Genomic DNA, 22,508 nt, shown 5'->3' with positions numbered 1-22,508 from the left:
AAAGGGGAAAAAAATGACAGAGCCAACCACACTAACCACAGCCTCAGTGATCAGCATCGCAGCACTGTCTGTGTTCTTTCCGGGGATTAACGAGGCCATTCTATTAGGTGCGCTTTGTGGCTCTGTGGTTTTTGTCATGTCCAGCCAGGAAACCAAAATCTTATATAAACTGTTTTTGATGCTGGTGTCACTGTTTTGCGGGTTATGGGGCGCACATGGATTTTCTCAGCTGCTATCCAAAGCCCTTGATTTAATAAAACTCAATGAGGTAGTCATCAGCCCAGCCATAGGTGCTTTATTTTGTAGCGCCATCGTTGTACACGTGCTCTTGTACCTTGCACGCATCAACTGGGCAAAAGTACTGCCACTCATCAAAGGAGACGCCTGATGCTTAACTTTTTGCATATTGTTGTCAGCCTGGTCATATTGCTGCGCACAGTCTGTTATCAAAAGCCACCAGGCGCCAGTTATAAGCCGGTCATGTCAGCGCTGGCATATCTCCTCATTATTGCCGCTGGTTACGATATCGTCACCGTACTGTTTTCAGGGGGTGACTACCCAGTTAGCAGCCTGATTTTTAAAACGCTGCTGGCTGCTGCACTCATCAATAGCCGAGGCAATGTGGTAGACCTGTTTATTACTCGATACCAGGCTCTCAGGTTTGTGCATTGGTACCGCGAAAAATATGCGCGATTCACCAAGCCAGTTAAAAAAATCCCTGCCATGAATATTCCACAAAGACGCAAAACAGACGATGGGGGTAAACATGCTTAAAAACGGATCCATCGGCTACGAGGTCAGCGGCCTGCAAAAACTGCTAGGCGTGCCCATGACTGGCCATTTTGATGAAAAGACCTATCAGGCGGTTATCAAAGTACAAAAGCAGCACAACCTGATTGCAGATGGTATTGCTGGCCCCAAAACGATGATCGCTATCAAGGGAGACAAAAAAGAGATCATCAAGCTGCTCAACATGGACGACATCAACAATGCGGCCGCACAACTTAAAGTCGATGCCGCCAGCATCATTGCCGTGCATAAGGTTGAGAGCACCGGCACCGGCTTTTTAAAAGATGGACGCCCCAAGATTCTGTATGAGCGTCACATCATGTATAAGCAGCTTGACCGCATTGGCAAGGATGCTGTCTCCCTGATGAAAAGCTATCCAGCCATCATCAATAAAGCTAGGGGTGGTTATATTGGCGGCGCCAGTGAATACACGCGTTTAGGCTTAGCCAGCCAGATTGATGTTAGCTGCGCCATGGAGTCCTGTTCATGGGGCGCCTATCAGATCATGGGCTTTAACTGGGGACAGGCAGGGTTCGAGTCTGTTTTTGAGTTTGTAGAGTCCATGAAAGTGTGTGAAGGTAAGCAGCTAAATGCCTTTATCCGCTTTATAGAGGCTGACACCAAGCTACATGCTGCCCTTAAATCAAAAAAATGGGCAGAGTTCGCCAAAATCTACAACGGCCCCGCCTATAAAGAAAACTTCTATGATCAAAAGCTGGCCTATGAATATGCAAATGCTAAAGAGAATCTCGCTTGAGATCATTGTATTGCTGTGCATAGCGGCTGTGGTCTGGCTGGTTTTTGGCCGTCACCCTGTCCCGCAAAGTGAGGGCGAAACCGTTGAGGCCACCCCGGCACCGGTGCTGATCAATACGCCATTGATTGACCTGGCATTAACCAGCCCGGTCAAAGTGTATTCTGGCGGGGCTACCACCAAGCAACAGTTAAAACTGCCTGCCACGGTGGTCAAAGATGACAGTAAACAGGTCATAGCAGGCACCCGCATCGATTCAAAAGACGATCACCCCAAAACCGTCACCACGGTGATTGATGCCGATACGGGTGAAAGTACCACCTACGTCACCACTGAGCCACTTCCATGGATTGCCACGGATACACGCGGCGGCATAGGCCTGTATGCTGGGTTAAAAAATGGTCAGCAGGTCGCCCGGCTGCAGCTGCGGCAGGATATGCTGCAAATAAAAAATTTGCATGTCGGTGCCATCGCTTCTATTGATCAACCAATCACCGGCTCCGGCCAACAAGACTACTTTATCGGCGTGGGTGCCGAATACCGCTGGTAAAGGCCACTATGGATAAAGCTACCTCTCTACGCGAGCAACTGACAGAGAATGTTGCACAGTTTAAAAAACACCCAGACAAGCTCAAGGTGTTTATTGAAAATGGCAACATTGTTGCCCGGCTGAGCAGCCTGAGTTTTGAATACCGCTACGAGCTGAATATTCTGGTCATTGATTATGAGGGCCACCCGGACACGATTGTATTGCCGCTGTTGCGTTGGGTTGCCACCAACCAGCCGGACCTCATGCAGAACCCTGATAAATCAGAGAACCGCATTATTTTTGAGTGCGAGCCCATTAACAATAAAACCTATGACATCAGTATAAAAATGCCACTCTCAGAGGCCGTTAAAATAGTCAAAAACGGCGACAATTTCGATATGGAACACGTGCCAGAGCCTGAGTTGTCAGACCTCACAGGGCCAAGCCCATGGGAGCTGCGGGCAAATAATGAACTAGTCACCCCGTGAACGACTTCAGCAAATTAGAGGCACAATTCTCTGCCATCATTCAAAGCCTGGAATCATCACAGCGCCGTAAACTGGCGCGTGAAGTTGCCAAGCAGCTGCGCGCTGCCAACCAAAAGCAGATATCGGCACAGCTCAACCCGGATGGCACCCGTTTTGAGCCACGCAAACTACGCGCGAAACAGGGCCGTATCCGTCGCACCATGTTCAGCAAGGTGCGGCTGGCCAAGTGGTTAAAAACTGAGGCCACCCCCGATAAAGCGACCGTCGCCTTTAAAGACCAGGTGCAAAAAATCATGAAGGTTCACTATTACGGCCTGCGCGACAAAGTGTTTAGAGACCGCGACCTCACGGCAAAATATCCAGAACGTAAAACATTGGGCTTTAATGCCGACAACATAGAAATGATCCGCGATATTGTCATCAAGCATATCGCCGATAGTTGAAATACAACCAGCCAAAAACAAAGCTAAAAAGCTTTTGACTATACTCAGGCGCATGAATGTTGCCGAACTCTCCCGCATGGTAGAAAACCTGATCCGCTTCGGGTCGATTGAACAAATCGACTATGCGGCCAGGCGTGTGCGTGTCAAAACCGGCAACCTGCTCACAAATTGGTTACGCTGGCGTGCTGGGCGCGCTGGGACAACAAAAGAGTGGGATCCTCCAAGTGTTGGCGAGCAAGTCATGATCCTGTCACCCAGCGGCGTGATTGAAAACGGCATTGTCATGCCCAGCATGTACTGCGATGAGTTTGACGCACCAAGCGCAAACCCTAATGTGCATATGCGCCAATATCCTGATGGCGCAGCCATGATGTACAACCACGCCACAGGCGCCATGGTGATTAGCGGCATTAAAACCTTGCTAGTTCAGGCTAGCGAAAAAATCACCTTCGATACCCCTCTGGTGAAAAACACTGGTGCTGTTGAGGTTGAAGGCATGCTCACATATAAAAACGGCATGACCGGTTATGCAGGACTGTCTGACTACAGCATCACCATCACCGGCAACCTGATCCACGCAGGTGGCGTACTCTCCAGTAACGGCATTGTGCTACACACCCACGCGCACCCAGGCACCGGAGGTCCATTATGACCACCTACACCGGCATGAACCGCCTCACTGGTAAGCGCATCACTGATGCAGAGCATATCCATCAGTCCTGCGGCGATATCATTGGCACCCGCATTGGCACCCGCACCAAGCGCCGGAGTTATGGCTCAATCATCCCTGACCTGGTTGACCACCCAAACAATGAAGTCACCCGCCTGCGTATGATGGCTGGCGCTGTGCTGGCCCTTACACGATGGGAGCCACGTATCGTGATCACACAGGTCAATCACGCCTTTGATTTAAGCGGCGAGTCAATCATTGAAATTGACAGCATGCGTGTCGATCAATCTGGCAAGGTGCTCTATAACCTGCCGCTATCACTCAAGGTCTAACCTATGGCAAACGCTGTCGATTTTAATTTGTTGCCCACCCCCTCAATTATTGAGACGGTAGACTTTGAAGCCATCCTGGCTGAGAAAAAAGCGCGCTTCATTGCTGACTATCCAGAGCTTGCGGCCGTGATCGAGCTGGAGAGTGAGCCATCGGTAAAAATCCTGCAAGACGGCGCCTATCAGGAAATGCTACTGCGCAACCGCTACAACCAGGAGGTGCGCGAATTATTGCTGGCAACGGCTACAGGTAACAATCTGGACCATATCGGCATTACCTACTACAACGGTGAGCAGCGCCTACTGGTCACGGCTGGTGATCCTGACGCAATCCCGCCCACGGAGGATATTTATGAGACAAACGACGAATATCGTTACCGCCTGAGCCTGCAACCAGAGGGTTACAGCACTGCGGGTCCAGATGGCGCCTATATTTATCACGCACTCAGTGCCAGTGGTCAGGTGAAAGATGCCAAACCATCGAGCACCGTGGCAGCTGGCCAAGTAGATGTATACATCATTTCGCGCACCGGTGACGGGTCAGCAAGCGCAGAACTCATTGACACGGTTGCAGAAGCGCTCAATGACAAAATGATCCGGCCGCTTTGTGATGAGGTGAATGTCCACTCGGCCACCATTGTGCCTTACCAGCTGAACGTCGAGCTGGTGTTATATCCGGGTGCCGCAGCCGAGCTGGCGATCAACAATGCTGAAAGTAAGTTGGCCTTATTTGCTAACTCCATGCACCGCATTGGCGGCGATATCGATGAAAGCGCCATCAAGGGTGTGTCATACGCCAGCACCATTAAACGCATCAGCATCCTTGAGCCAGCGGCAAATATCTATTGCGATGACACGCAAGCCCCATTTTGCACAGGCATCACCGTGAGTGTTGCAGGGGTAGAGGCATGAGTAACCAGCTGCCAAACTCAAGCACACCGCTTGAAAAGGCGCTGGCTAATGTCGCTTACGACTTTAGCAACACCCCTACCCTGTTAAGTATCTGGAACGCGGATACATGCCCAGTAAACCTGTTGCCATACCTGGCTTGGGCATTGAGCGTAGACGAATGGGACAACACTTGGTCAGAAGGCCGCAAGCGCAGCGCCATTAAAGCTGCGCGTGAAATTCACCGCCACAAAGGCACCCCGGGAGGCGTACTGGCAGCACTGGCAGCGCTTGGGCAACCGGATGCTGAGATTATTGAACGCCTGCATGCCAACAGACACGATGGCAGTATCAAACGCAACGGCATGCATAAACGCATGGGGCTGGCTGGCTGGCCATATTTCAGGGTGACACTCAAGCGGCCGGTCACCATTGACCAGGCCTATTTGATGAAGCGCACTTTAGAGAGCGTAAAGCGCAAGGCTATCTGGTTAACCGCCATTGATTTTAGCCAGGCATCACTCCGACACAACGGAAAATTTAAACGCAACGGTACCTATACCCGGGGCGTAGTCAACACAACTATTAGCTAAGGAAAAACTATGGCTGGCGTGACAGAAAGTAATAACTGGTCTACAGAGGTTTACAGATTTGAAACTGATGATGTGGTCGAAGGCGGCGAAGACGGCCTGGATAATCTACCAGGCAAGCAACTGGCGGCGCGTACAAACTGGTTACGGTTAATGCTGTCAGAGGTGTGCACTGCAGAAAGTGTAACCGTTGTAGACAACGAGACCACGCAACTATTAACTGCGATTGATTCACGCATTGGCAATGCAATTTCTGAGCTGGTTGACTCCTCTCCGGCTGCACTCGACACACTGAACGAACTTGCTGCAGCTTTGGGCGATGATCCCAATTTTTCTGCAACAATTCTGTCTTTATTAGATGCTAAGGCTCCGAAGAATTCACCAATATTTACGGGAACACCCAAAGCCCCAACACCACCTCAGTTCGCATCCGATACTGAAATAGCAACAACTGAATTTGTTCAAAGAGCGCTTGGAAACCTAAGAGGTCAAGTAATTGCATCAGGAAACTTATCATTAACAGCGGATGCCGTTGGCTATATATTTACAACAACAGCAGCAGGTATCACCTTAACTCTACCGCCAGCTTCAGGCATTCCTAACGGCGCTCTTTGTTACTTTAATCCAAATGGATTTGGGGTAACAATTTCTGCAGCAGGTTCCGATGTAATTATTCGCCCTGATAATAGTAATGGCTCTGTTGTAAGCGCAAACATTGACTTCCTAACATTTAGAAGAATTTCAATAGGTTGGACACTTGAGAACTGCCCCGGTGCGTTGAAATATATGCCGCAATTATTTGGCGCTCAGCTTGCAAATAATGGTTGGCAAAGATTACCAAGTGGTCGGATTGAGGTTAATGGAACATTTGTTTCCTCTGCTACACCTGGTGCACCAAGTATCGTGACCTTCCCACTTGGTGCTAGTAACTTACGAAATCTGCAGTTAACCCCTCTATCAACCGGAACAACTTCAATTTCTGCATGGTTTGATACTCCCAGTGGATCTGGATTCAATGGCCACTGCTCAGTTGCAAGTGCAGTAGTTCACTATCGAGCAATATTAGATTAAGGGAATATTTATGTTTGCACTTTTTCAACAAGAATTTGGTCGTTATCTCTTTCAACATGATGATAATGGTGGAGTTGAGATATCAGATGACTATCACAATGAATTAATCAACCTTCAAGCATCAGGAAGTGTTATTGAACCTGATGAGAATAATCATCCAGTTGCTGTGCCACAGAGTCCAACCAATGGTTTAGGAGTTTATACCCCGCTAGAATTTCTTGAGAAATTTACACAAGTTGAACAATTAAATGTTGTCTCAGCGACCATGAGTAACTCAGAGGTTAAACTTTGGTACGACAAAATGCTCGCAGCTAGTTTTGTAGACCTTACAGATCAAAGAACAATAGAAGGTTTGAACTCTCTGGTTACAGCAGGACTACTATCTGCAGAAAGGCCTCACGAAATTTTAGGAGGTTTTAACCCTTAAAAACAGGGCGAGTGACCTGACGGCGGCAACCGCCAGATCACCCGTCTCACCGTAACAGTACTACGGATCAACCGAAGACCCTGCGCCACTAGCGGCAGGGCCGATTATAGGATGGCCGTATGACCAACACAAAGGAAAAAAAACACGATATTCGCTGTACTCATTGCAACAAGAAATTAGCTGAAGGTGTGGCAATAAGCCTGAGTATCAAGTGTCCCCGCTGCGGGGAAATCAACCAGGTCGAAAATGCACCGCAAAAATAATTAATCACCCACGAGCGTCATGAGCGCCTTTAATAAGGCACTCAATATGTTCAGTAAACACACTAGAAAATCTCCTCTCGGCTGGGTGGGCGGCAAGTCAAAGCTCACCAGCACCATTATCCCGCTGATTCCACCACACAAATGTTATGCCGAAGTATTTGCCGGGGCTGCCTGGGTATTGTTTAGAAAAGAGCCAAGCCACGTCGAGGTCATCAACGATATCAATGGTGACCTGGTCACGCTTTATCGCGTGATACAAAATCACCTGGAGGAATTTGTCCGCTATTTTAAATGGATGCTGATTGCCCGTGATGAATGGGACCGGCTGCAGCGAGTGGCTGATGACACTTTAACCGATATCCAGCGCGCTGCCCGCTTCTACTACCTGGTCCGCAATGCCTTTGGCGCAAAAGTTGTGGGGCAGAGCTTTGGCGTTTCAAACTCAACCAAACCCCGCTTAAATTTCACCAGGCTGGAAGAGGAACTCAGCGAGACACACTTACGGCTGGCACGTGTCACCATTGAAAACCTCAACTATGAGCAGTTGATTAAACGCTACGATGGCGATGAAGTGTTCTTTTATGTTGACCCGCCCTATTGGGATTGCGAAAACGACTACGGCAAGGGCATTTTTAGTAAAGATGACTTCATGAACCTGCGAGACACGCTGGCAACAACAAAAGCCAAATGGCTGGTAAGCATCAACAACGTGCCAGAGATAAGAGCATTATTTGCAGGCTATGAGATCCGGGAGGTCAAAACAAAATACAGCATCTCCAGCAAAGAAACAAAGGCAGTCACTGAGTTACTGGTATCAAACTATCCATTGACATCAATATTGAAATAGTTGTATTCATTATTAAATACAACGGCGTATAACAACGCCCCTATTGGACTGGTGCCACAATCCACTAAATCAAATAAGGAGCGTTGTTATGGCCGTCACAGAACTTGCATCAATTAATAATGCAGTCGCCGCCAGTGGTGAATTTACCCCCACAGATGACTTTTATGTCACCGTTGATCACGGGCAAATCGCCCTCGCTGCAAAGCTACCAGGAACGAGCAAATTTTACTTGTGTTCATCAGCTGGGATAGACAAAGTCAGTGCAGTGATTCATAACGCCAATACGCTTGTCAAAGTCACGCCATATATGCCTGGAACGGTATATAAAATCGTCCCTCAGTCCCGCCGCGCAACTGCAAAAGCGTACAAGGAGTAATCATGAGCATGTTTAATTCTCCTTTCAATCAGTTTAAAAATGTATCAACTGAAAGTGATGTGACAAAACCGTATTGGGGGCCATGCACAGCAACAAGCGCATTGCTCAAGTCAATGGGTGGGCGTCCCGTAGTCTTTGGCCAACACTCAGTTGTCTCCGAAACTGGTGGCAATAAATTCAGGGGCACCCTGGCGATGATTACTGGTGTCGGTGAGGTTGTGCAAGGCCTATCACAAGCTACGAATGGGTTTGCAGACTGGTATGTTACGCTGATTTACAAAGGCGTAGCATATCGCGGCTATCCTGTTGACACGCTTGATGTTGATGGTGAGGTCATTGCAACAGCCAATGCTTTATCAGCAAACTCTGCGCGCGCATACTTCGGCGACATTGGCACGATGGAGTTCGACTTAGGTAATGTTTATGCCCCTGACGAAACCGAGTTCATGTATAAGATTTGCGCTCGACAAACCAGCCACACTGACGGCAGCCTGGCTGGTCAGTTTATGATGGCTAGTGCTGGGAATCAGGGTAAGGATTTGATGCTTGCATCAGTGCCCATCACAGATGCGCAGTGGGTTACTTGGGTGGCCAATACCGCTAGTCCAATTCCGAATGTTGTTGCTGACTTCCCAACAACCAACGCCGCTCAAGATGTAGGAATTCGACTGCATAATCTTTATGCGGTAACAACTAAACGCACGGTCGCATCAATGGGTGATAGTAAACGCCAGGGCGGTCAAAATGAGTCTGGTCTATGGCTAGACCATACTGACAAGCCAATGTTTGGCGAAGGCTCAAATATGTACGGCCCTTACTATGTTGGCGTAAGTAATCTCGGTTATGCCGGTGAGGCAGTATCAAACTTTGGTGTAACTGCATTTGTAGGCCAGAAAGAGAAATGCTTTGCTGGTCGCGCTAAATTGGCAAGAATGTGTACCGATGTCGACTATGGTTATGGATACAACTCTTTAACTTTGTCTAGTAACTGGCAGGGTGAAACAACGTGTTTGGCTGAATACCAAGCTGAGTTCGATTGGATTAAGGCTCAGTGTCCAAAAATCAAGCGCTGGTTCCCAAGCACTATTACGCCGAGCTTTACGTCTACGGACTTCATGACGACGCTTGCGAACTCTCCTCCAAATCGAAACCCGAAAATCCTTGCTATCATTAATGGGGCGATTCGTAAGGGTTTGGTTAAAGGCATGAACGGGTTTTCTGACCCGGCAGCCGCAGTTTGCGCGCACCCGCAGACGCTTGCACCTAAGATTCCACCACGCGCACGCGTAATTAACACCGGCACAGCTACGATTACAGTTGCCGCCGCAACAGGTTCATTCCCGGCCATCACGACAATGGATGTATCCGGCGCAAACACCTTCACGTTTGAGGATGAAGGCGCATATTTTGTAATTCCAGGTATGGGTTTGAGCGCGGGTATCTTGCGCGGTCAATTCCAACATGTTGATGGCGATACTATGCGTTTGATTCAACGAAACTCTGAAGATGCCCCGACTGCTATTCGTGCAAACCAATTAAATGGCAGCGTTACAACTTTGAATATCAACTTTGTAACAAACCCCATGTACGTGTTTGCTGAGCATTACTTCTCTGATACCCCTGCTGCCGGTGGGCAGTACCTGCACTATGGTGATCGTGCGTATGATGAAATGCGAAAATACAATGCTTCAATGGGTTTGATTAATCACAGGTAAGCAAACCAATTTTTAGCCCGCTTCGGCGGGTTTTTCATTCACTCAAAAACTATTAGAATAGTTGTATCCAAACCCCAATACAACCGCCCCACACCGCCTCCTTTAGTGACTTGTGCCACCATCCTTTTCATCACTAAAGGAGATTCGGCATGGCCCAAGACTACCACCACGGTGTCCGCGTTGAAGAGATCAACGAAGGCACCCGCCCCATTCGCACCATTGCAACGGCCATTATCGGCCTGGCGTTCACGGCCAGCGATGCTGATGCAGCATATTTTCCACTCAACACCCCTAAACTGATCACCTCAGTACGTGAAGCGGCGGGCAAGGCGGGCGAGCTGGGCACCGGTGCACGTGTGTTTGATGCCATTGCCGACCAAACCAACCCGGTCATTGTCGCCACCCGCGTTGCCGAGGGTTCCACTGAGAACGAGACCACCGCCAATGTCATTGGCTCTTACACAAACGGCGCTTACACCGGGCTTAAATCATTACTGGCTGCTAAAACACAGTTAGGCGTTAAGCCACGCATTCTGGTGGCTCCTGGTCTGGATAGCCTGCCAGTGGCAAACGAGCTGATCACTATTGCGCAAGCCTTGCGCGGCTTTACTTACTTGTCAGCAGCTGGTGCGGATACCAAAGAAGAGGCCAATACTTACCGTGAGAACTTTGGCGCACGTGAGGCCATGGTCATGTGGCCAGACTTTAGAGGCTTTAACGCTGAAACTGCCTTGTATGAAACCTTATGGGCAACTGCACGTGCGGCCGGCCTGCGCGCCAAGCTCGATGAGGAAATTGGCTGGCATAAAACCTTATCAAATATCCCAGTCAACGGCGTTGAAGGCATTAGCCATGATGTCACTTGGGACCTGCAAAACCCTGCTACCGATGCTGGATACCTCAATGAGAATGACGTCACTACCCTCATTCGTGAGGATGGCTTCCGCTTTTGGGGATCCCGCACTTGCTCAGCTGATCCACTGTTTGCCTTTGAAAACTACACCCGCACTGCGCAAGTGCTGGCGGACACCATGGCTGAGGCGCATATGTGGGCGGTTGATTTGCCGCTTAACCCATCCCTGGCACGAGACATCATTGAAGGTCTTAATGCCAAGTTCCGTGAGCTGCGCTCCCTGGGCTACATCATTGATGGCTCTGCCTGGTACGACGATACCGTCAACAGTAAAGAGACGCTCAAGGCTGGCAAGTTGTATCTCGACTACGACTACACCCCTGTGCCACCGCTGGAAAACATGATGTTCCGCCAGCGCATTACCGACCGTTACCTGGCTGACTTTGCAGCCCGTATGAACGGTTAACCCGATATTAAGCATTCAGGAGAGCAAACATGCTGCCTTCAGTACTCAAAAACTTTAATGTCTTTGCAGACGGTGTGAGCTGGCAAGGTGAGGTCGATGAAATCGCCCTGCCAAAACTCACCCGCAAGCTCGAAGACTGGCGCGCAGGCGGTATGTCTGGCCCTATCCCTATTGATATGGGTAACGAAAAATTAGAGTCAGAAATCACCCTGGGCGGCTTTGTACTCGATTCCGTGAAAAAGTACGCCGCCACCAAGCATGATGCCGTCATGTTTCGCTTTGCTGGCGCCTACCAAAATGAGACCACTGGCGGCTATGACGCGGTTGAGGTTGTATATCGCGGCCGTTACTCAGAGATCGACTGGGGCACTGCCAAAGCCGGTGACAAGTCAACGACTAAAATCAAAATGACCTGCACCTATTACAAGCTGACGGTCAACAATAAAACGATCATCGAGCTCGACTTTGTGAACATGATCGAGATCGTCAACGGCGTTGACCTGTTGGCCGCTCAAAAAACAGCCATGGGCCTGTAATCGAGTTTTATCGACAAACCGGGCATCAACATGTCCGGTTTTTTTAACTTTAGGAGACCACTATGAATACCCAAGCCGTCACATTAGATGAACCGATCACTCGTGGTGATAGCAAGATTGCTTTCATTGAAATACGCAAGCCAAAGTCCGGCGCGCTGCGTGGCATTAACCTGGCTGACCTGCTGCAAATGAATACTGATGCCATTATGAAGGTCACCCCACGGGTCTCAGAGCCAATCATCACCATTCAGGAAGCCGAGGCGCTGGAACCTGCTGACCTGCTCAAGATTGGGGCGGCGATTGCAAGTTTTTTATTGCCGAAGGAAGTGCAAAACTCCCTGCAATAGTTGACGACGCCATGGCCGATATCGCCACGATTTTTCATTGGGGGCCAGAGATTATGGACGTGATGGAAATTGACGAATTAATGGCCTGGCGTGAACGGGCAAGGGTTAGGAGCCAGGTAGATGGATAAATTAAAACTTGAGGTTCTTTTTCAAGCCATTGAGCGGGTCACCGGCCCGCTTAAGTTCATGCGCACTGAGAGCAAAAACACCAGTGCCGAAATCAAGCAGCTACAAAACAACTTAAGAAACCTGGAGGCCACGCAAAAGAAAATTGCGGGATCCAGCGTCAACGGCAGCCAGGCCATGGCTAGCTATCAGCAACACCTGAATGAATCTGTTAACCAGACCAACCTCAGCCTGCACAAACAATACCAGGAGCTCACCCGTATTAATGAAAAAATGCGGCAACTGAATGCCGCACGCGCTGACTATGACAAAACCATGGCCATGCGAGACAAAGCACTCAATGCGGGGACCTCACTTACCGTCGCTGGCGGCGTGATGGGTGCGCCACTGATCGCCTCAATCAAGCAATACGCCAGCTTTGAAGACGCCATGTTAGGCGTTGCCAAGCAGGTAGACGGTGCCCGGGACAAAAACGGCAAGCTCACCAATGTTTATTATGAAATGGCCGACGCGATCAAGGCCATGAGTGAACGCCTACCCATGGCGGCTAACGATATCGCCGCGATTGTGGAGGCTGGTGCACGCATGGGCATTCAGGGTAAAGCTGACCTCCTCACTTATGCCGAAACCACTGCAAAAATGGCAGATGCTATGCAGATGAGTGTGGAAACGGCCGGTGACCAGATTGCCAAAACGGCACAGCTTTACAAAATCCCGATTCAGAGCATTAAAACGCTGGGCGATACCATCAACTACCTCGATGACAACGCATTATCCAAGGGGGATGATATTGTCGACGTGCTAAATCGTATTGCTGGTACTACTGCTACAGTCAGCATGAGCTACAAAGAAGCCGCTGCGCTTGGCAGTACTTTCCTCAGTAGTGGATCCACGCGAGAAATTGCGGCCACAGCGACTAACGCAGTGATCCGTGAACTGGGCATTGCCAATATGCAGACCAAGAAATTCAATGAAGGTCTAGCCATGATCAAGATGAATGGTGCAGAGATTCAAAAAAGCATGGCTGGAAATGCCACCGGCACTATCCTCAAGGTGCTGGATGCACTTAACAAACTGCCAAAAAACCAGCAATTGGAGGCAACCACACGCTTGTTTGGCAAAGAGTATGGGGACGATGTCGCCAAGCTGGCCAACAATATTCAGGAATACCGTCGCCAGCTGCAGCTGGTGCAAGATGTACAGGCCAAGGATTCCATGGAGCGTGAATCTTCAGCAAGGCTGCAAAACCTGACAGCGCAATACCAGCTGATGCAGAATGAATTACAGAACACATCTACTGACTTGGGCAGCATCTTTAAACCCGCCCTGGTCGATGTATTTGGCAGCATCCGAGATATTCTGGGCGCCGTGCGTGACTGGATGAAAGAGCATCCAAAGCTGACCGCGTTTATTGTGAAGTCTGCTGCCTGGATTGCTATCTTTACCACCGCCCTTGGTGGCTTATTCCTTGGCATTGCTGCCGTGTTAGGGCCGCTGGCCGTATTCAGGTATGGCATAGCCCTGCTTTCGATTCTATTCCCTGCCCTGCTGCCCAGCCTGGCAGCAGCCGCAGTGGCCTTTGGCCCCTTTGTGTTGGCTGGCATGGCAGCGGGTGCCGCCGCTGCCTATATTTACAATCACTGGGACAAGATCGTCAATTTCTTTAAAACCACCAATTGGTCCGGGCTGGGCATGGATATCCTGCACGGCATTGAAATCGGTCTGGATGCCGTCACGGGTGGCCTATATAGCAAGCTCAAGAAAATCGCAGAGGGCATATCAAGCACCGTGCGCAATGCGCTTGGCATTAAGTCACCAAGCCGCGTATTTGCCGAGATTGGTAAATTCACCCTCATGGGCATGGCTGGCGGGTTAGATACCAACCAGGGCACGATTTACAGCAAGGTCAGCCAGATCGCCAAGCGTGTCACGGCACTCGCTGGCGGCATGGCCGTTGCCATGCCAGCACTGGCTGGCAATGTGCAGTTTGATAGCCGTACACCTATTGCACGTGGTGCAGCCATGCCAGCGCAAAGCATTGGCGAGGTGCACATTCATATCCATCAGGCACCAGGTCAAAACCCGAAAGATGTTGCGGTAGAAGTAGAGCGTGTGATTGAGCGCATGCGCAGGAATGAGGCCGCCACCGCTCGCTCAAGTATGAGAGACAGGGAGTAAACATGACCTCAGCCATGGCCGTATTGGGTTTATTTGTGTTTGGCATACAAACACTGCCCTATCAAAGCCTTGATCGAACAACCAACTGGCGGTATCCAACCAATAGCCGCATCGGCCGTCGCCCATCGGTGCAGTTTTTAGGCGCCGGGGAGGATATATTGAATATTGCAGGATCCTTACGGCCCGAAATCACAGGCGGGCAACTCAGCCTTGCCATGATCCGCTATATGGCCGAAGGCGGCAAAGCCTGGCCGTTTATTCAAGGCAATGGTATCAGCCTCGGCATGTATGTCATTGAGGAGGTTACCGAGCGCGGCACTGAGTTTTATCCCAATGGCAAGCCCCGGGCAATTGACTTTAGCATCAAGCTCAAACGCGCTGATGATAGCCTGCCAGAAGTGCTGGGCGTGTACACCCCTGAATTACTGGCGATGCTCTGATGTTTAAGCCTGATTACCGACTGGTTGTAGATGGCATTGAGATCACCACCATGATCAAGGGCCTGCTTATGAATGGCACCCTCACTGAAAACCGTGGCATCTTTGCCGATAACCTGGTGATAGAGCTTGATGACAGCGCCGGTAAGCTCGATATCCCTGAGCGCGGTGTCATTGTTGAGCTTTGGTTAAAAGGTGCCGGGCAAATGGTTTACAAGGGCAAATACACGGTCGATGAATGTAGCCACCGTGGCGCGCCCGATGTGCTCACCATACGCGCAAACAGTGTAGACTTTACCACCGGCATGAAAACCAATATAGAGCGCTCCTGGCATAACACCACGGTGCACCATATTGTTTATACCATTGCCACCGAGTGCGACCTGGAGCCCAAGATATCAGACGTGCTCGCCAATGAGTCTATTGAACATATGGACCAGACCAACGAAAGCAACGCCAGCTTTTTAACCAGGCTGGCGGTAGAGTTTGATGCCATTGCTGCAGTTAAAGATAAGAAGTTGCTTTTTATTCCGCGCAGCGCGGCCACCACTGCCAGCGGCAAGCCATTCACAGGCAAAACACTCACCCGCAAAGATGGTGACTACCACACATTTAACATTGCAGATAGCAACACCTACACAGGCGTTAAAGCCATGTATCACGACCTGCATGGCAATAAAAAAGGCGAAGTACTGTGGAATGATGAAACAGAAAAGACGGCACAAAAAGTGCCCGCAATAAAGCCCTACGAGCCAGAAAAACCCCTCGGCCAATACAAAACCCTTGGCACCACTTATAAATCGCGTGGAAAGGCACAGCATGCAGCACGCAAGGAGTGGGCGCGCATATCAAAGATCGCCTCTCTCTCAGCTGGGCTAATCGGTGTGAAAGCCAATTATAAGGATCCGGTTCTCAAAGTGAGCGGCACGGTTGAGTATGGCAAGGCTGAGGTAGACAAGAAAATTAAAAGCGCACAGGCGCTGGCCATTCGTGACGATCAGCGCCAAAACTCAGTGGATACCATCACCGCCACCGGTGACAGCGTAAAAACACTGCGCCATGTATATGCTTCACAACAAAACGCAGCCAGGGCTGCACGTGCAGAATGGCGGCGTATCAAACGTGGCATGGCAGAGTTTAGCTTTACTATGGCTGAGGGTGACCCTGAGTTAATGCCAGAGTTGCCAATCACAGTCAGCGGCTTTAAGCCAAAAATTGATAATACGGGCTGGATCATCATCCGCGCCACGCATAACTTTAGCGATCAAGGGTTGGTCACAAAGTGTGATTATGAGATCAAGGCCACTGAAATCATCACACTTTAATGACAAAACCATAGTGATTTTATTAACCAAATAACGGCATAAATCCCAATTAACAATGGCACCAGGCAATCAATCAGAATCCATCTCAGGCTCTGACTATACAAAAAAAACTTGTACCAATTATCGAATCTCTCTAAAGATATCGGCACACGCGCCTTACGAACCACATCTGAGGTAGATTTTAGCTGAGCATTTAAGCTGTGAAGATTTGAAGCGATTGAAGATAGCTGGACTTGAACACTACCCAAGTAATTACTATCTGGTTTTGAATCGTGGATTTCAGTTTGAAGGCTTACAAATTTATTTGAGACATCCATGAGTCTCTCTTTAATGTCCCCCATCTGATTAACACTCGATAGCCACCAGTGATATAAAGTTGATTGTCTTGGGTCATCAGGGTAGTCACCATTCTCATCCGCTAAAATGGCTATGGTTTTATGTGCCACACGCGTGCCTGTCAATCTAAGCCGCCATTCAGAATAACCATCGACGACATACCAGACAAAATGAACCAAATGATACAAATTGGTTATCAGTAAAGCGATCATAACGTGCTCTTCTGTGAGCCCATTAAAATATAAACCGACTACTGAAGATGATGTGTTTACCGTGATTCCAGTGAAAGATATAAAGCCGGTAATACATCCGAATACAAGTAAATTTCGCCTGACTTTTAAAGCGTTATCAGAAAACCCAAGATCCACAGGTTTACCCAATACACTTTTTACCGCGTCGAGATTACTCTCAGCCATCATCTAGCTTTCATTTTAATAGCGCTTTAGCGCAGAATTTTTTATTAACATCGAGGTTACTTTTACAGTATTCCAATGCGTTCTCACGCCCAAACCGTTTAAATATGATCTCTTCCGGCAACTCTAAATAATCATATGTCACCATATTATTAAAGTTGGCCCCTTTGAATATTTCCATGTCATAAAATACCTTCATACCATTGACTGAGCCTTCATGGCCTAGATTATCGGTTGTTGGCACTTGGACCAAAAAAGCTAACTTTTTATATTTTTTTCCATTTGCCAACTCGGGAAAACGCTCAATAATTTTTTTTGCATCATCTGCAAACCCATATACCCAGTCTTTACCGTCATAAATAGACTTTCTGGAATATGTAATTTGAAGTGTCTCACCTAGATCCACAACAGACTCAACATCCCTCACAACGAACTGAATCCGATCCCCTACTGTTCCTGGAGGCAAAGTGGTCTCTTGATGAAATATTGCCATGGCAACAATGGCTAAAAAATAGAGTGACACAGCTCCTGCAATCCATGCCTTTTTAGTCATGACCCTCTGAGGGTTAGCAGTAAGAACATCTGGTTTAAAGAATGGGATTAAACAGATCACAACCGTGACCAAGAATAGAAATGCAGCCATGCACTACTCTCCGATTATTTTTTTGAGTTTTTTATTATCAGGTTGGCTAGCGTTGTTAATGCAGCCTTTTCTGTATCGTCAGCCAGTTCATAAGCTTGCATCAGATCAGTGATATTTGAATCGGCAATATATTGCTTATTCACCTGGTTTGCCTGGTTAAAAACAAACAATTGGGGCACATTGGCCCCGGCTTCCATGAATTTAAGCAACACCTCTCCAGTGGGGACGTGCTCGCCGCGCTCGTAATTACCCCACATTTTCAAACTTACCCCACATTTTTCAGCGGCGGCAGCCTGTGTTAACCCCAGCCGTTTACGCTCCGCGATAAAATGTGCAATAAATTGCTTAATTGATGTTGACATAAGGAAATATATTGCCTATTATTCGCTAAACCTGTAACACTTTATAACTTTATCACTCATGAATAATCGCCGCACAAAAATTGCAGATCGTGGTGTCTCCGAAAAGCCAATTGCTTTGCGTTTACCGCGTGATATACGCGAAAAAGCAGAGGAAATGGCTGCACGTGAAGGCGTGTCATTAAACAGGCATGCAACAGCTGCTTACCTGCGCGGTATTCGTGATACGACTGGAGAGCAGGCATGATTCCATTGTTCTCCATTAAAGCAACCTCTCAGAGCGTGTTAGCCATTGGCCGCTCTCCTCGCTGGTTCGGTTTCTCCTCCCGACCAAGCCAGCTTTTTTTATCCCCATTGGTTGCAATATATCTATGAGCAGCCAGAACATCATGCAGAACATGTCGCACAAAACCACTATCGCCATCGTGCGTGATGCAGTAGAGGCATGGCGCAAGGAAAATGGCTGGAGCCGTGAAACGGTTTGCCAGAACATTGTTGAGGCACATGAGGCCAATGACTTTGACCAGGTGACCGGTATTGTATTTGAGCCAAAAACAACAGACGCCTTTAAGCGCCAAAAGGTGAATGCAGACCGCATTTACCGCTGGCTTGATGATGTAGCTAAAGACAACAACCTGCTGCCGGTTAATTTTGCGGTCAGCATATTGTCAGCTATGCCAGTAGCCCTGCGAGTGAGTACGGCCAATGCCATGCTGCACAGCATTGGTGTTGTTTCACGAAGTGCTAATGGTCAACATCAAGCACATAGCACTCTTGAGTTATTGCACGACATTTTGAAAGAGACCGCCGAAGCAGCAAACAGTGTTGCCAAGCTGATTACCAGCGATACAAAAGAAGATTTGCAGCTGGCTCATAAAGAAGTGTCAGAAGCCATGGAAGCGCTCAAGCGTGCCCAGGCAGTGATCGAGTTTAAATTAAATACAGTTGAGGCAAAAAATGGGAATTAGAAAATCTAACCCTTGCCCCCATTGTGGCTCGCATTGCCGCATTCGGACATCCAAGGTCATCTCGCTTGAGACCCGCGAAAAATACTATCAATGCTCAAACATTGATTGCAGTTATGAATACAGGTCCGTAGAGACCATTATCTCGACGATTAGGGAGTCATTCACCCCTAACCCCGAGGTGAATATCCCGCCCTTTGAACGACAGAGGGTTCTTATGCCAACCGGCTAAAAAAATCACTTAACCACCCCCTTATAAAAAATGCTCGGTTTACCGCGCAAAGGACTTTTTTTGCCTGAAAAAAACACATGAACCCGCAATTACACAACAAAGTTACAAGCAGACTGACCAGCGACTACGGCTTTAAGCTCGATGGCAAGGCCAAGTTTTTGCGCCAGGGCCGCTGCCCAAGCTGCAACCACAAAGAGCTCTACACCAATGCTGAGCATCCATGGGTGTTGCGTTGCGGCAGGCTGAACAACTGCGGGGCTGAATACCACATTAAGGATATTTATTCTGACCTGTTTAACGACTGGTCAGAAAACTATAAAGCAACCCCTGAAAACCCAAATGCAGCCGCTGATGCATACATGCGTGACGGCCGTGGCTTTAAGCCTGAAATGGTCAAGGGTTGGTATAGACAAGAGTATTTCTGGGATCGTGACAGAGGCATAGGCTCTGCCACCGTTCGCTTTGATTTGGCTGACGGCATTTTTTGGGAACGCCTCATAGATCGCCCTGAACGTTTCGGTCGGCAAAAAGCAAACTTTAGGGGCCAATACGGCGGCATGTGGTGGGAGGCACCAGGTGCCAAGTTGGCACAAGCCAAAGAAATATGGATTGTTGAGGGAGTGTTTGACTGCATTGCCCTTATGCATCACAACATCACGGCCGTGAGTGCGCTCACAAGCCATAATTACCCTGCTCAGGCACTGGCCGCACTGGCTGACCATTGTAATCAACAAGGCATTGACCGCCCGGCACTGGTTTGGGCGCTAGATGGTGACCGCACTGGTCGCCGCTTTACTAAAAAGCATGTGGCGCAATCCATTGAAGATGGCTGGCAATCAACTGCAGCGCTAATTGACTTTGGCAACAACAGCAAGCTCGACTGGAACGACGCCCATCAACGCGACAGATTAAGCACCAAGGATTTCGAGCTGTACCGCTACAACGGTGATTTACTGCTGGCAAAAACAGCCTCAGAAAAGGCTTTGCTGATGTGGCGCAGGAAGCGTCACAAAAAATTCCACCTTCAGTTTAATAACAAGCTGCACTGGTTTGAGCTGGATATGGACAAGTACTCCAGGGCATTAGAAAAAATCCGCGATGAGGGCACTATCCATGAGGAGGAGGAGCAGATCGAGGCCGCGATGAAAGAGTCATCCATGGTGCTCACGCTGGCTGACTGCTACCCCACTGCCCTCTACTTTCAACAGAACATCCTCACCGATGAAAGCTGGTACTACTTCCGTATAGATTTTCCGCATGACGGCAGGTCTATTAAAAACACCTTCACCGGTGCGCAGGTAGCAGGCGCCAGCGAGTTTAAAAAGCGGTTGTTATCCATTGCCCCAGGCGCGGTATTTAGCGGCTCTACGCAACACCTGGACCACATCATGCAAGACATGCTCTACGGCATCAAAACGGTAGAGACTATTGACTTTGTGGGCTATGTGAAAGAACACGGCGCCTATATTTACACCGACATGGCCGTGAAAGATGGCCGCAGTTATGAGCTTAACGAGGAGGATTTCTTTGACCTTGGCAAGCTCTCTATTAAAACCCTGAGCCAATCGACACCGCTCACCATCAACACCAACGCTGAAGACTTTAAGCAAGACTGGGTGCAGCTGCTTTGGAAAAGCTACGGCGCCAAGGGCATTGTGGCGCTTGCATTCTGGATGGGCACCTTGTTTGCCGAACAGATTCGCTCCAAACACAAGTCGTTTCCGTTTTTAGAGATCATCGGCGACCCGGGCGCAGGTAAATCCACCCTGGTGGAGTTTTTGTGGAAGCTCATGGGGCGCGCAGACTATGAAGGCTTTGACCCTTCAAAGTCTACCCTGGCTGCACGTGCCCGTAACTTTAGCCAAACCAGCAACATGCCAGTGGTGCTCATTGAGTCTGAGCGCGGTGACGACAAGGCACACGCCAAGGGTTTTGACTGGGACGAACTAAAAACCGCCTACAACGGCCGCAGCGTGCGCAGCCGTGGTGTGAAAAACAGCGGCAACGATACCTATGAGCCACCCTTCCGTGGCGCTATTGTGATCAGCCAGAACGATGCCGTAAACGCCTCTGATGCCGTGCTGCAGCGGATTGTGCACATGCACTTTTATGTTGCCAGCCACACACAGCATACCAAGCAAGCCGCCGAGAAGCTGGAGCGCTTTGCCATGGATGAGTGCTCAGGATTTTTACCGCGTGCCACTCTCAAAGAAAAGGCCGTCATGGACCAATTCAATGATGGCCTGGAAGAAATCGAAAACATACTGGCTGCAATCCCTGATATTAAAAACCTGCGCATTATCAAAAACCATGCGCAGATCATTTCCCTGGTCCGCTGCCTGCCTTTAGTGCTGGACAAGATAGAACCTGAATACCTGGAAGCGGCAGAGAATGAAATTGTCGACATGGCAACAGATCGCCAGCGCGCCATCAATGCCGACCATGAAGTGGTTGAGAAATTCTGGGAAATCTATGACTACCTCAATGGCAGTGATTCCGAGCCACGCCTTAACCACAGCCGTGATGATGATCTAATCGCCATCAACCTAAACCACTTTATTCAAGTGGCCAGCGAGAAAAAGCAGCAAATCCCCATGCTTGAAGACCTCAAGCGCCACCTCAAAACCAGCCGCCGTCGCAAGTTCGTGATCATCAAGAACGTGAACAGCCTTATCCGTGATCGCCATAACAAGCAGCTTTCACCTGTTGAAGCCGTTTCTCAAAGCATGAGCGAAACCATCAAGTGCTGGGTGTTTAAAAAACCAAACAAAGGAGATCGTGATGAGTAAAACAGTAGGTGTTACGCAGTTCCTGACTACCCCTCCAAGCAAGCACATGCGGACGTCAAAGGAAAGTGAGATCGCCATTAAAACCCATGTTGATGAACAACTCCAACTGGTCGGCATGGTTTATGCCCCACGCGGCGCCGGTAAAGCCACCGCGCATGAAGTATGCGAGCTGGTTAACGCTGGCGAGCAACTGATCGAATGTATTGGCAACGGTGATTTCTTTGGCAACAAGGAAAGCAACATCGATGCAGCCGTACAAGCCACCGACAGACTTGATGCCGCGATTCAGACTTTGAAAGCCAAAGGCTTTTAACCCACCCCACA

At 49.0% G+C, this 22,508-nt stretch carries 31 protein-coding genes; 28 read left to right on the top strand and 3 right to left on the bottom strand.

Features of this window, described 5'->3' with window-relative positions:
• Positions 1–13: 13 nt before the first annotated feature.
• From INP79_RS06220 to INP79_RS06110, 23 genes are all read left to right on the top strand, one after another.
• Positions 14–388, top strand: coding sequence for a putative holin (locus INP79_RS06220; RefSeq protein ID WP_194753369.1), 375 nt, complete (start codon positions 14–16; stop codon positions 386–388).
• Positions 388–774: a phage holin family protein gene (locus INP79_RS06215; protein ID WP_194753368.1), complete on the top strand. Its 387-nt coding sequence runs from the start codon at positions 388–390 to the stop codon at positions 772–774. The genes INP79_RS06220 and INP79_RS06215 overlap by 1 nt, the downstream gene beginning before the upstream one ends.
• The gene (locus INP79_RS06210; protein WP_228519739.1) at positions 767–1,546 is read left to right on the top strand and encodes an N-acetylmuramidase family protein; all 780 of its coding nucleotides are present in this window, start codon (positions 767–769) and stop codon (positions 1,544–1,546) included. Before INP79_RS06215 ends, INP79_RS06210 begins: the two co-directional genes overlap by 8 nt.
• A complete protein-coding gene (locus tag INP79_RS06205; protein WP_194753366.1) occupies positions 1,524–2,093 on the top strand; it encodes a hypothetical protein in 570 nt (189 codons plus the stop codon). The genes INP79_RS06210 and INP79_RS06205 overlap by 23 nt, the downstream gene beginning before the upstream one ends.
• 8 nt (positions 2,094–2,101) lie before the next feature.
• Positions 2,102–2,560 (top strand): phage tail protein, encoded by a 459-nt coding sequence (locus tag INP79_RS06200; RefSeq protein ID WP_194753365.1) that lies wholly within the window; start codon positions 2,102–2,104, stop codon positions 2,558–2,560.
• The gene (locus tag INP79_RS06195; RefSeq protein WP_194753364.1) at positions 2,557–3,003 is read left to right on the top strand and encodes a phage virion morphogenesis protein; all 447 of its coding nucleotides are present in this window, start codon (positions 2,557–2,559) and stop codon (positions 3,001–3,003) included. Before INP79_RS06200 ends, INP79_RS06195 begins: the two co-directional genes overlap by 4 nt.
• Before the next feature lie 52 nt (positions 3,004–3,055).
• Complete coding sequence (locus INP79_RS06190) at positions 3,056–3,655, top strand: phage baseplate assembly protein V (protein WP_194753363.1); 600 nt, start codon at positions 3,056–3,058, stop codon at positions 3,653–3,655.
• A complete protein-coding gene (locus tag INP79_RS06185; RefSeq protein ID WP_228519738.1) occupies positions 3,652–4,005 on the top strand; it encodes a GPW/gp25 family protein in 354 nt (117 codons plus the stop codon). Before INP79_RS06190 ends, INP79_RS06185 begins: the two co-directional genes overlap by 4 nt.
• Positions 4,006–4,008: 3 nt before the next feature.
• Positions 4,009–4,914: a baseplate J/gp47 family protein gene (locus tag INP79_RS06180; RefSeq protein WP_194753362.1), complete on the top strand. Its 906-nt coding sequence runs from the start codon at positions 4,009–4,011 to the stop codon at positions 4,912–4,914.
• Entirely contained in the window at positions 4,911–5,483 is a 573-nt protein-coding gene (locus INP79_RS06175) for a phage tail protein I (protein ID WP_194753361.1), read from the top strand. The genes INP79_RS06180 and INP79_RS06175 overlap by 4 nt, the downstream gene beginning before the upstream one ends.
• Before the next feature lie 9 nt (positions 5,484–5,492).
• Complete coding sequence (locus tag INP79_RS06170; protein ID WP_194753360.1) at positions 5,493–6,551, top strand: hypothetical protein; 1,059 nt, start codon at positions 5,493–5,495, stop codon at positions 6,549–6,551.
• A gap of 10 nt (positions 6,552–6,561) precedes the next feature.
• Complete coding sequence (locus INP79_RS06165) at positions 6,562–6,978, top strand: hypothetical protein (RefSeq protein ID WP_194753359.1); 417 nt, start codon at positions 6,562–6,564, stop codon at positions 6,976–6,978.
• Positions 6,979–7,097: 119 nt separating this feature from the next.
• Positions 7,098–7,241: a Com family DNA-binding transcriptional regulator gene (locus INP79_RS06160; protein WP_194753358.1), complete on the top strand. Its 144-nt coding sequence runs from the start codon at positions 7,098–7,100 to the stop codon at positions 7,239–7,241.
• A 19-nt stretch (positions 7,242–7,260) separates the two neighbouring features.
• Positions 7,261–8,088 carry a DNA adenine methylase gene (locus tag INP79_RS06155; RefSeq protein ID WP_228519737.1) on the top strand — a complete coding sequence of 276 codons (828 nt, stop codon included), beginning with the start codon at positions 7,261–7,263 and terminating at the stop codon, positions 8,086–8,088.
• Positions 8,089–8,176: 88 nt separating this feature from the next.
• Positions 8,177–8,464 carry a hypothetical protein gene (locus tag INP79_RS06150; protein WP_194753357.1) on the top strand — a complete coding sequence of 96 codons (288 nt, stop codon included), beginning with the start codon at positions 8,177–8,179 and terminating at the stop codon, positions 8,462–8,464.
• A gap of 2 nt (positions 8,465–8,466) precedes the next feature.
• A complete protein-coding gene (locus INP79_RS06145; RefSeq protein WP_194753356.1) occupies positions 8,467–10,179 on the top strand; it encodes a hypothetical protein in 1,713 nt (570 codons plus the stop codon).
• 149 nt (positions 10,180–10,328) lie between these two features.
• Complete coding sequence (locus INP79_RS06140) at positions 10,329–11,498, top strand: phage tail sheath protein (protein WP_194753355.1); 1,170 nt, start codon at positions 10,329–10,331, stop codon at positions 11,496–11,498.
• Positions 11,499–11,527: 29 nt separating this feature from the next.
• A complete protein-coding gene (locus tag INP79_RS06135) occupies positions 11,528–12,034 on the top strand; it encodes a phage major tail tube protein (RefSeq protein ID WP_194753354.1) in 507 nt (168 codons plus the stop codon).
• A gap of 62 nt (positions 12,035–12,096) precedes the next feature.
• A complete protein-coding gene (locus INP79_RS06130; protein WP_194753353.1) occupies positions 12,097–12,381 on the top strand; it encodes a phage tail assembly protein in 285 nt (94 codons plus the stop codon).
• A gap of 11 nt (positions 12,382–12,392) precedes the next feature.
• Positions 12,393–12,509 carry a GpE family phage tail protein gene (locus INP79_RS06125; protein WP_194753352.1) on the top strand — a complete coding sequence of 39 codons (117 nt, stop codon included), beginning with the start codon at positions 12,393–12,395 and terminating at the stop codon, positions 12,507–12,509.
• Positions 12,502–14,685, top strand: a complete 2,184-nt coding sequence (locus INP79_RS06120) for a phage tail tape measure protein (RefSeq protein WP_194753351.1) — start codon at positions 12,502–12,504, stop codon at positions 14,683–14,685. Before INP79_RS06125 ends, INP79_RS06120 begins: the two co-directional genes overlap by 8 nt.
• A gap of 2 nt (positions 14,686–14,687) precedes the next feature.
• Positions 14,688–15,125 (top strand): phage tail protein, encoded by a 438-nt coding sequence (locus INP79_RS06115; RefSeq protein ID WP_228519736.1) that lies wholly within the window; start codon positions 14,688–14,690, stop codon positions 15,123–15,125.
• Positions 15,125–16,447: a contractile injection system protein, VgrG/Pvc8 family gene (locus tag INP79_RS06110; RefSeq protein WP_194753350.1), complete on the top strand. Its 1,323-nt coding sequence runs from the start codon at positions 15,125–15,127 to the stop codon at positions 16,445–16,447. Before INP79_RS06115 ends, INP79_RS06110 begins: the two co-directional genes overlap by 1 nt.
• Here INP79_RS06110 and INP79_RS06105 read toward each other — a convergent pair.
• From INP79_RS06105 to INP79_RS06095, 3 genes are read right to left on the bottom strand one after another with little or no spacing between them, the layout of a single operon-like run.
• Entirely contained in the window at positions 16,444–17,202 is a 759-nt protein-coding gene (locus INP79_RS06105) for a hypothetical protein (RefSeq protein WP_194753349.1), read from the bottom strand. The two genes, INP79_RS06110 and INP79_RS06105, sit on opposite strands and share 4 nt — an antisense overlap.
• A gap of 7 nt (positions 17,203–17,209) precedes the next feature.
• On the bottom strand, positions 17,210–17,839 hold the full coding sequence (locus INP79_RS06100; RefSeq protein ID WP_194753348.1) for a hypothetical protein: 630 nt from the start codon (positions 17,837–17,839) through the stop codon (positions 17,210–17,212).
• 14 nt (positions 17,840–17,853) lie between these two features.
• Positions 17,854–18,201, bottom strand: a complete 348-nt coding sequence (locus tag INP79_RS06095) for a helix-turn-helix transcriptional regulator (RefSeq protein ID WP_194753347.1) — start codon at positions 18,199–18,201, stop codon at positions 17,854–17,856.
• Positions 18,202–18,259: 58 nt separating this feature from the next.
• Here INP79_RS06095 and INP79_RS06090 point away from each other — a divergent pair, with 58 nt between their 5' ends.
• The 5 genes from INP79_RS06090 to INP79_RS06070 all read left to right on the top strand — a co-directional run bounded on the left by INP79_RS06090 (position 18,260) and on the right by INP79_RS06070 (position 22,497).
• Positions 18,260–18,445 (top strand): toxin-antitoxin system HicB family antitoxin, encoded by a 186-nt coding sequence (locus INP79_RS06090; protein ID WP_194753346.1) that lies wholly within the window; start codon positions 18,260–18,262, stop codon positions 18,443–18,445.
• Positions 18,446–18,569: 124 nt separating this feature from the next.
• Positions 18,570–19,166 carry a hypothetical protein gene (locus INP79_RS06085; protein WP_194753345.1) on the top strand — a complete coding sequence of 199 codons (597 nt, stop codon included), beginning with the start codon at positions 18,570–18,572 and terminating at the stop codon, positions 19,164–19,166.
• On the top strand, positions 19,156–19,395 hold the full coding sequence (locus INP79_RS15625) for an ogr/Delta-like zinc finger family protein (protein WP_194753344.1): 240 nt from the start codon (positions 19,156–19,158) through the stop codon (positions 19,393–19,395). The genes INP79_RS06085 and INP79_RS15625 overlap by 11 nt, the downstream gene beginning before the upstream one ends.
• Before the next feature lie 77 nt (positions 19,396–19,472).
• Positions 19,473–22,184, top strand: a complete 2,712-nt coding sequence (locus INP79_RS06075; RefSeq protein ID WP_194753343.1) for a toprim domain-containing protein — start codon at positions 19,473–19,475, stop codon at positions 22,182–22,184.
• Positions 22,177–22,497, top strand: a complete 321-nt coding sequence (locus tag INP79_RS06070) for a hypothetical protein (protein ID WP_194753342.1) — start codon at positions 22,177–22,179, stop codon at positions 22,495–22,497. The genes INP79_RS06075 and INP79_RS06070 overlap by 8 nt, the downstream gene beginning before the upstream one ends.
• Positions 22,498–22,508 lie beyond the last annotated feature (11 nt).

Origin of the sequence: Methylophilus sp. QUAN, assembly GCF_015354445.1 — a bacterium.
Taxonomy (GTDB): Bacteria; Pseudomonadota; Gammaproteobacteria; order Burkholderiales; family Methylophilaceae; genus Methylophilus.
This window is presented reverse-complemented; position numbering and strand designations above follow the sequence as displayed.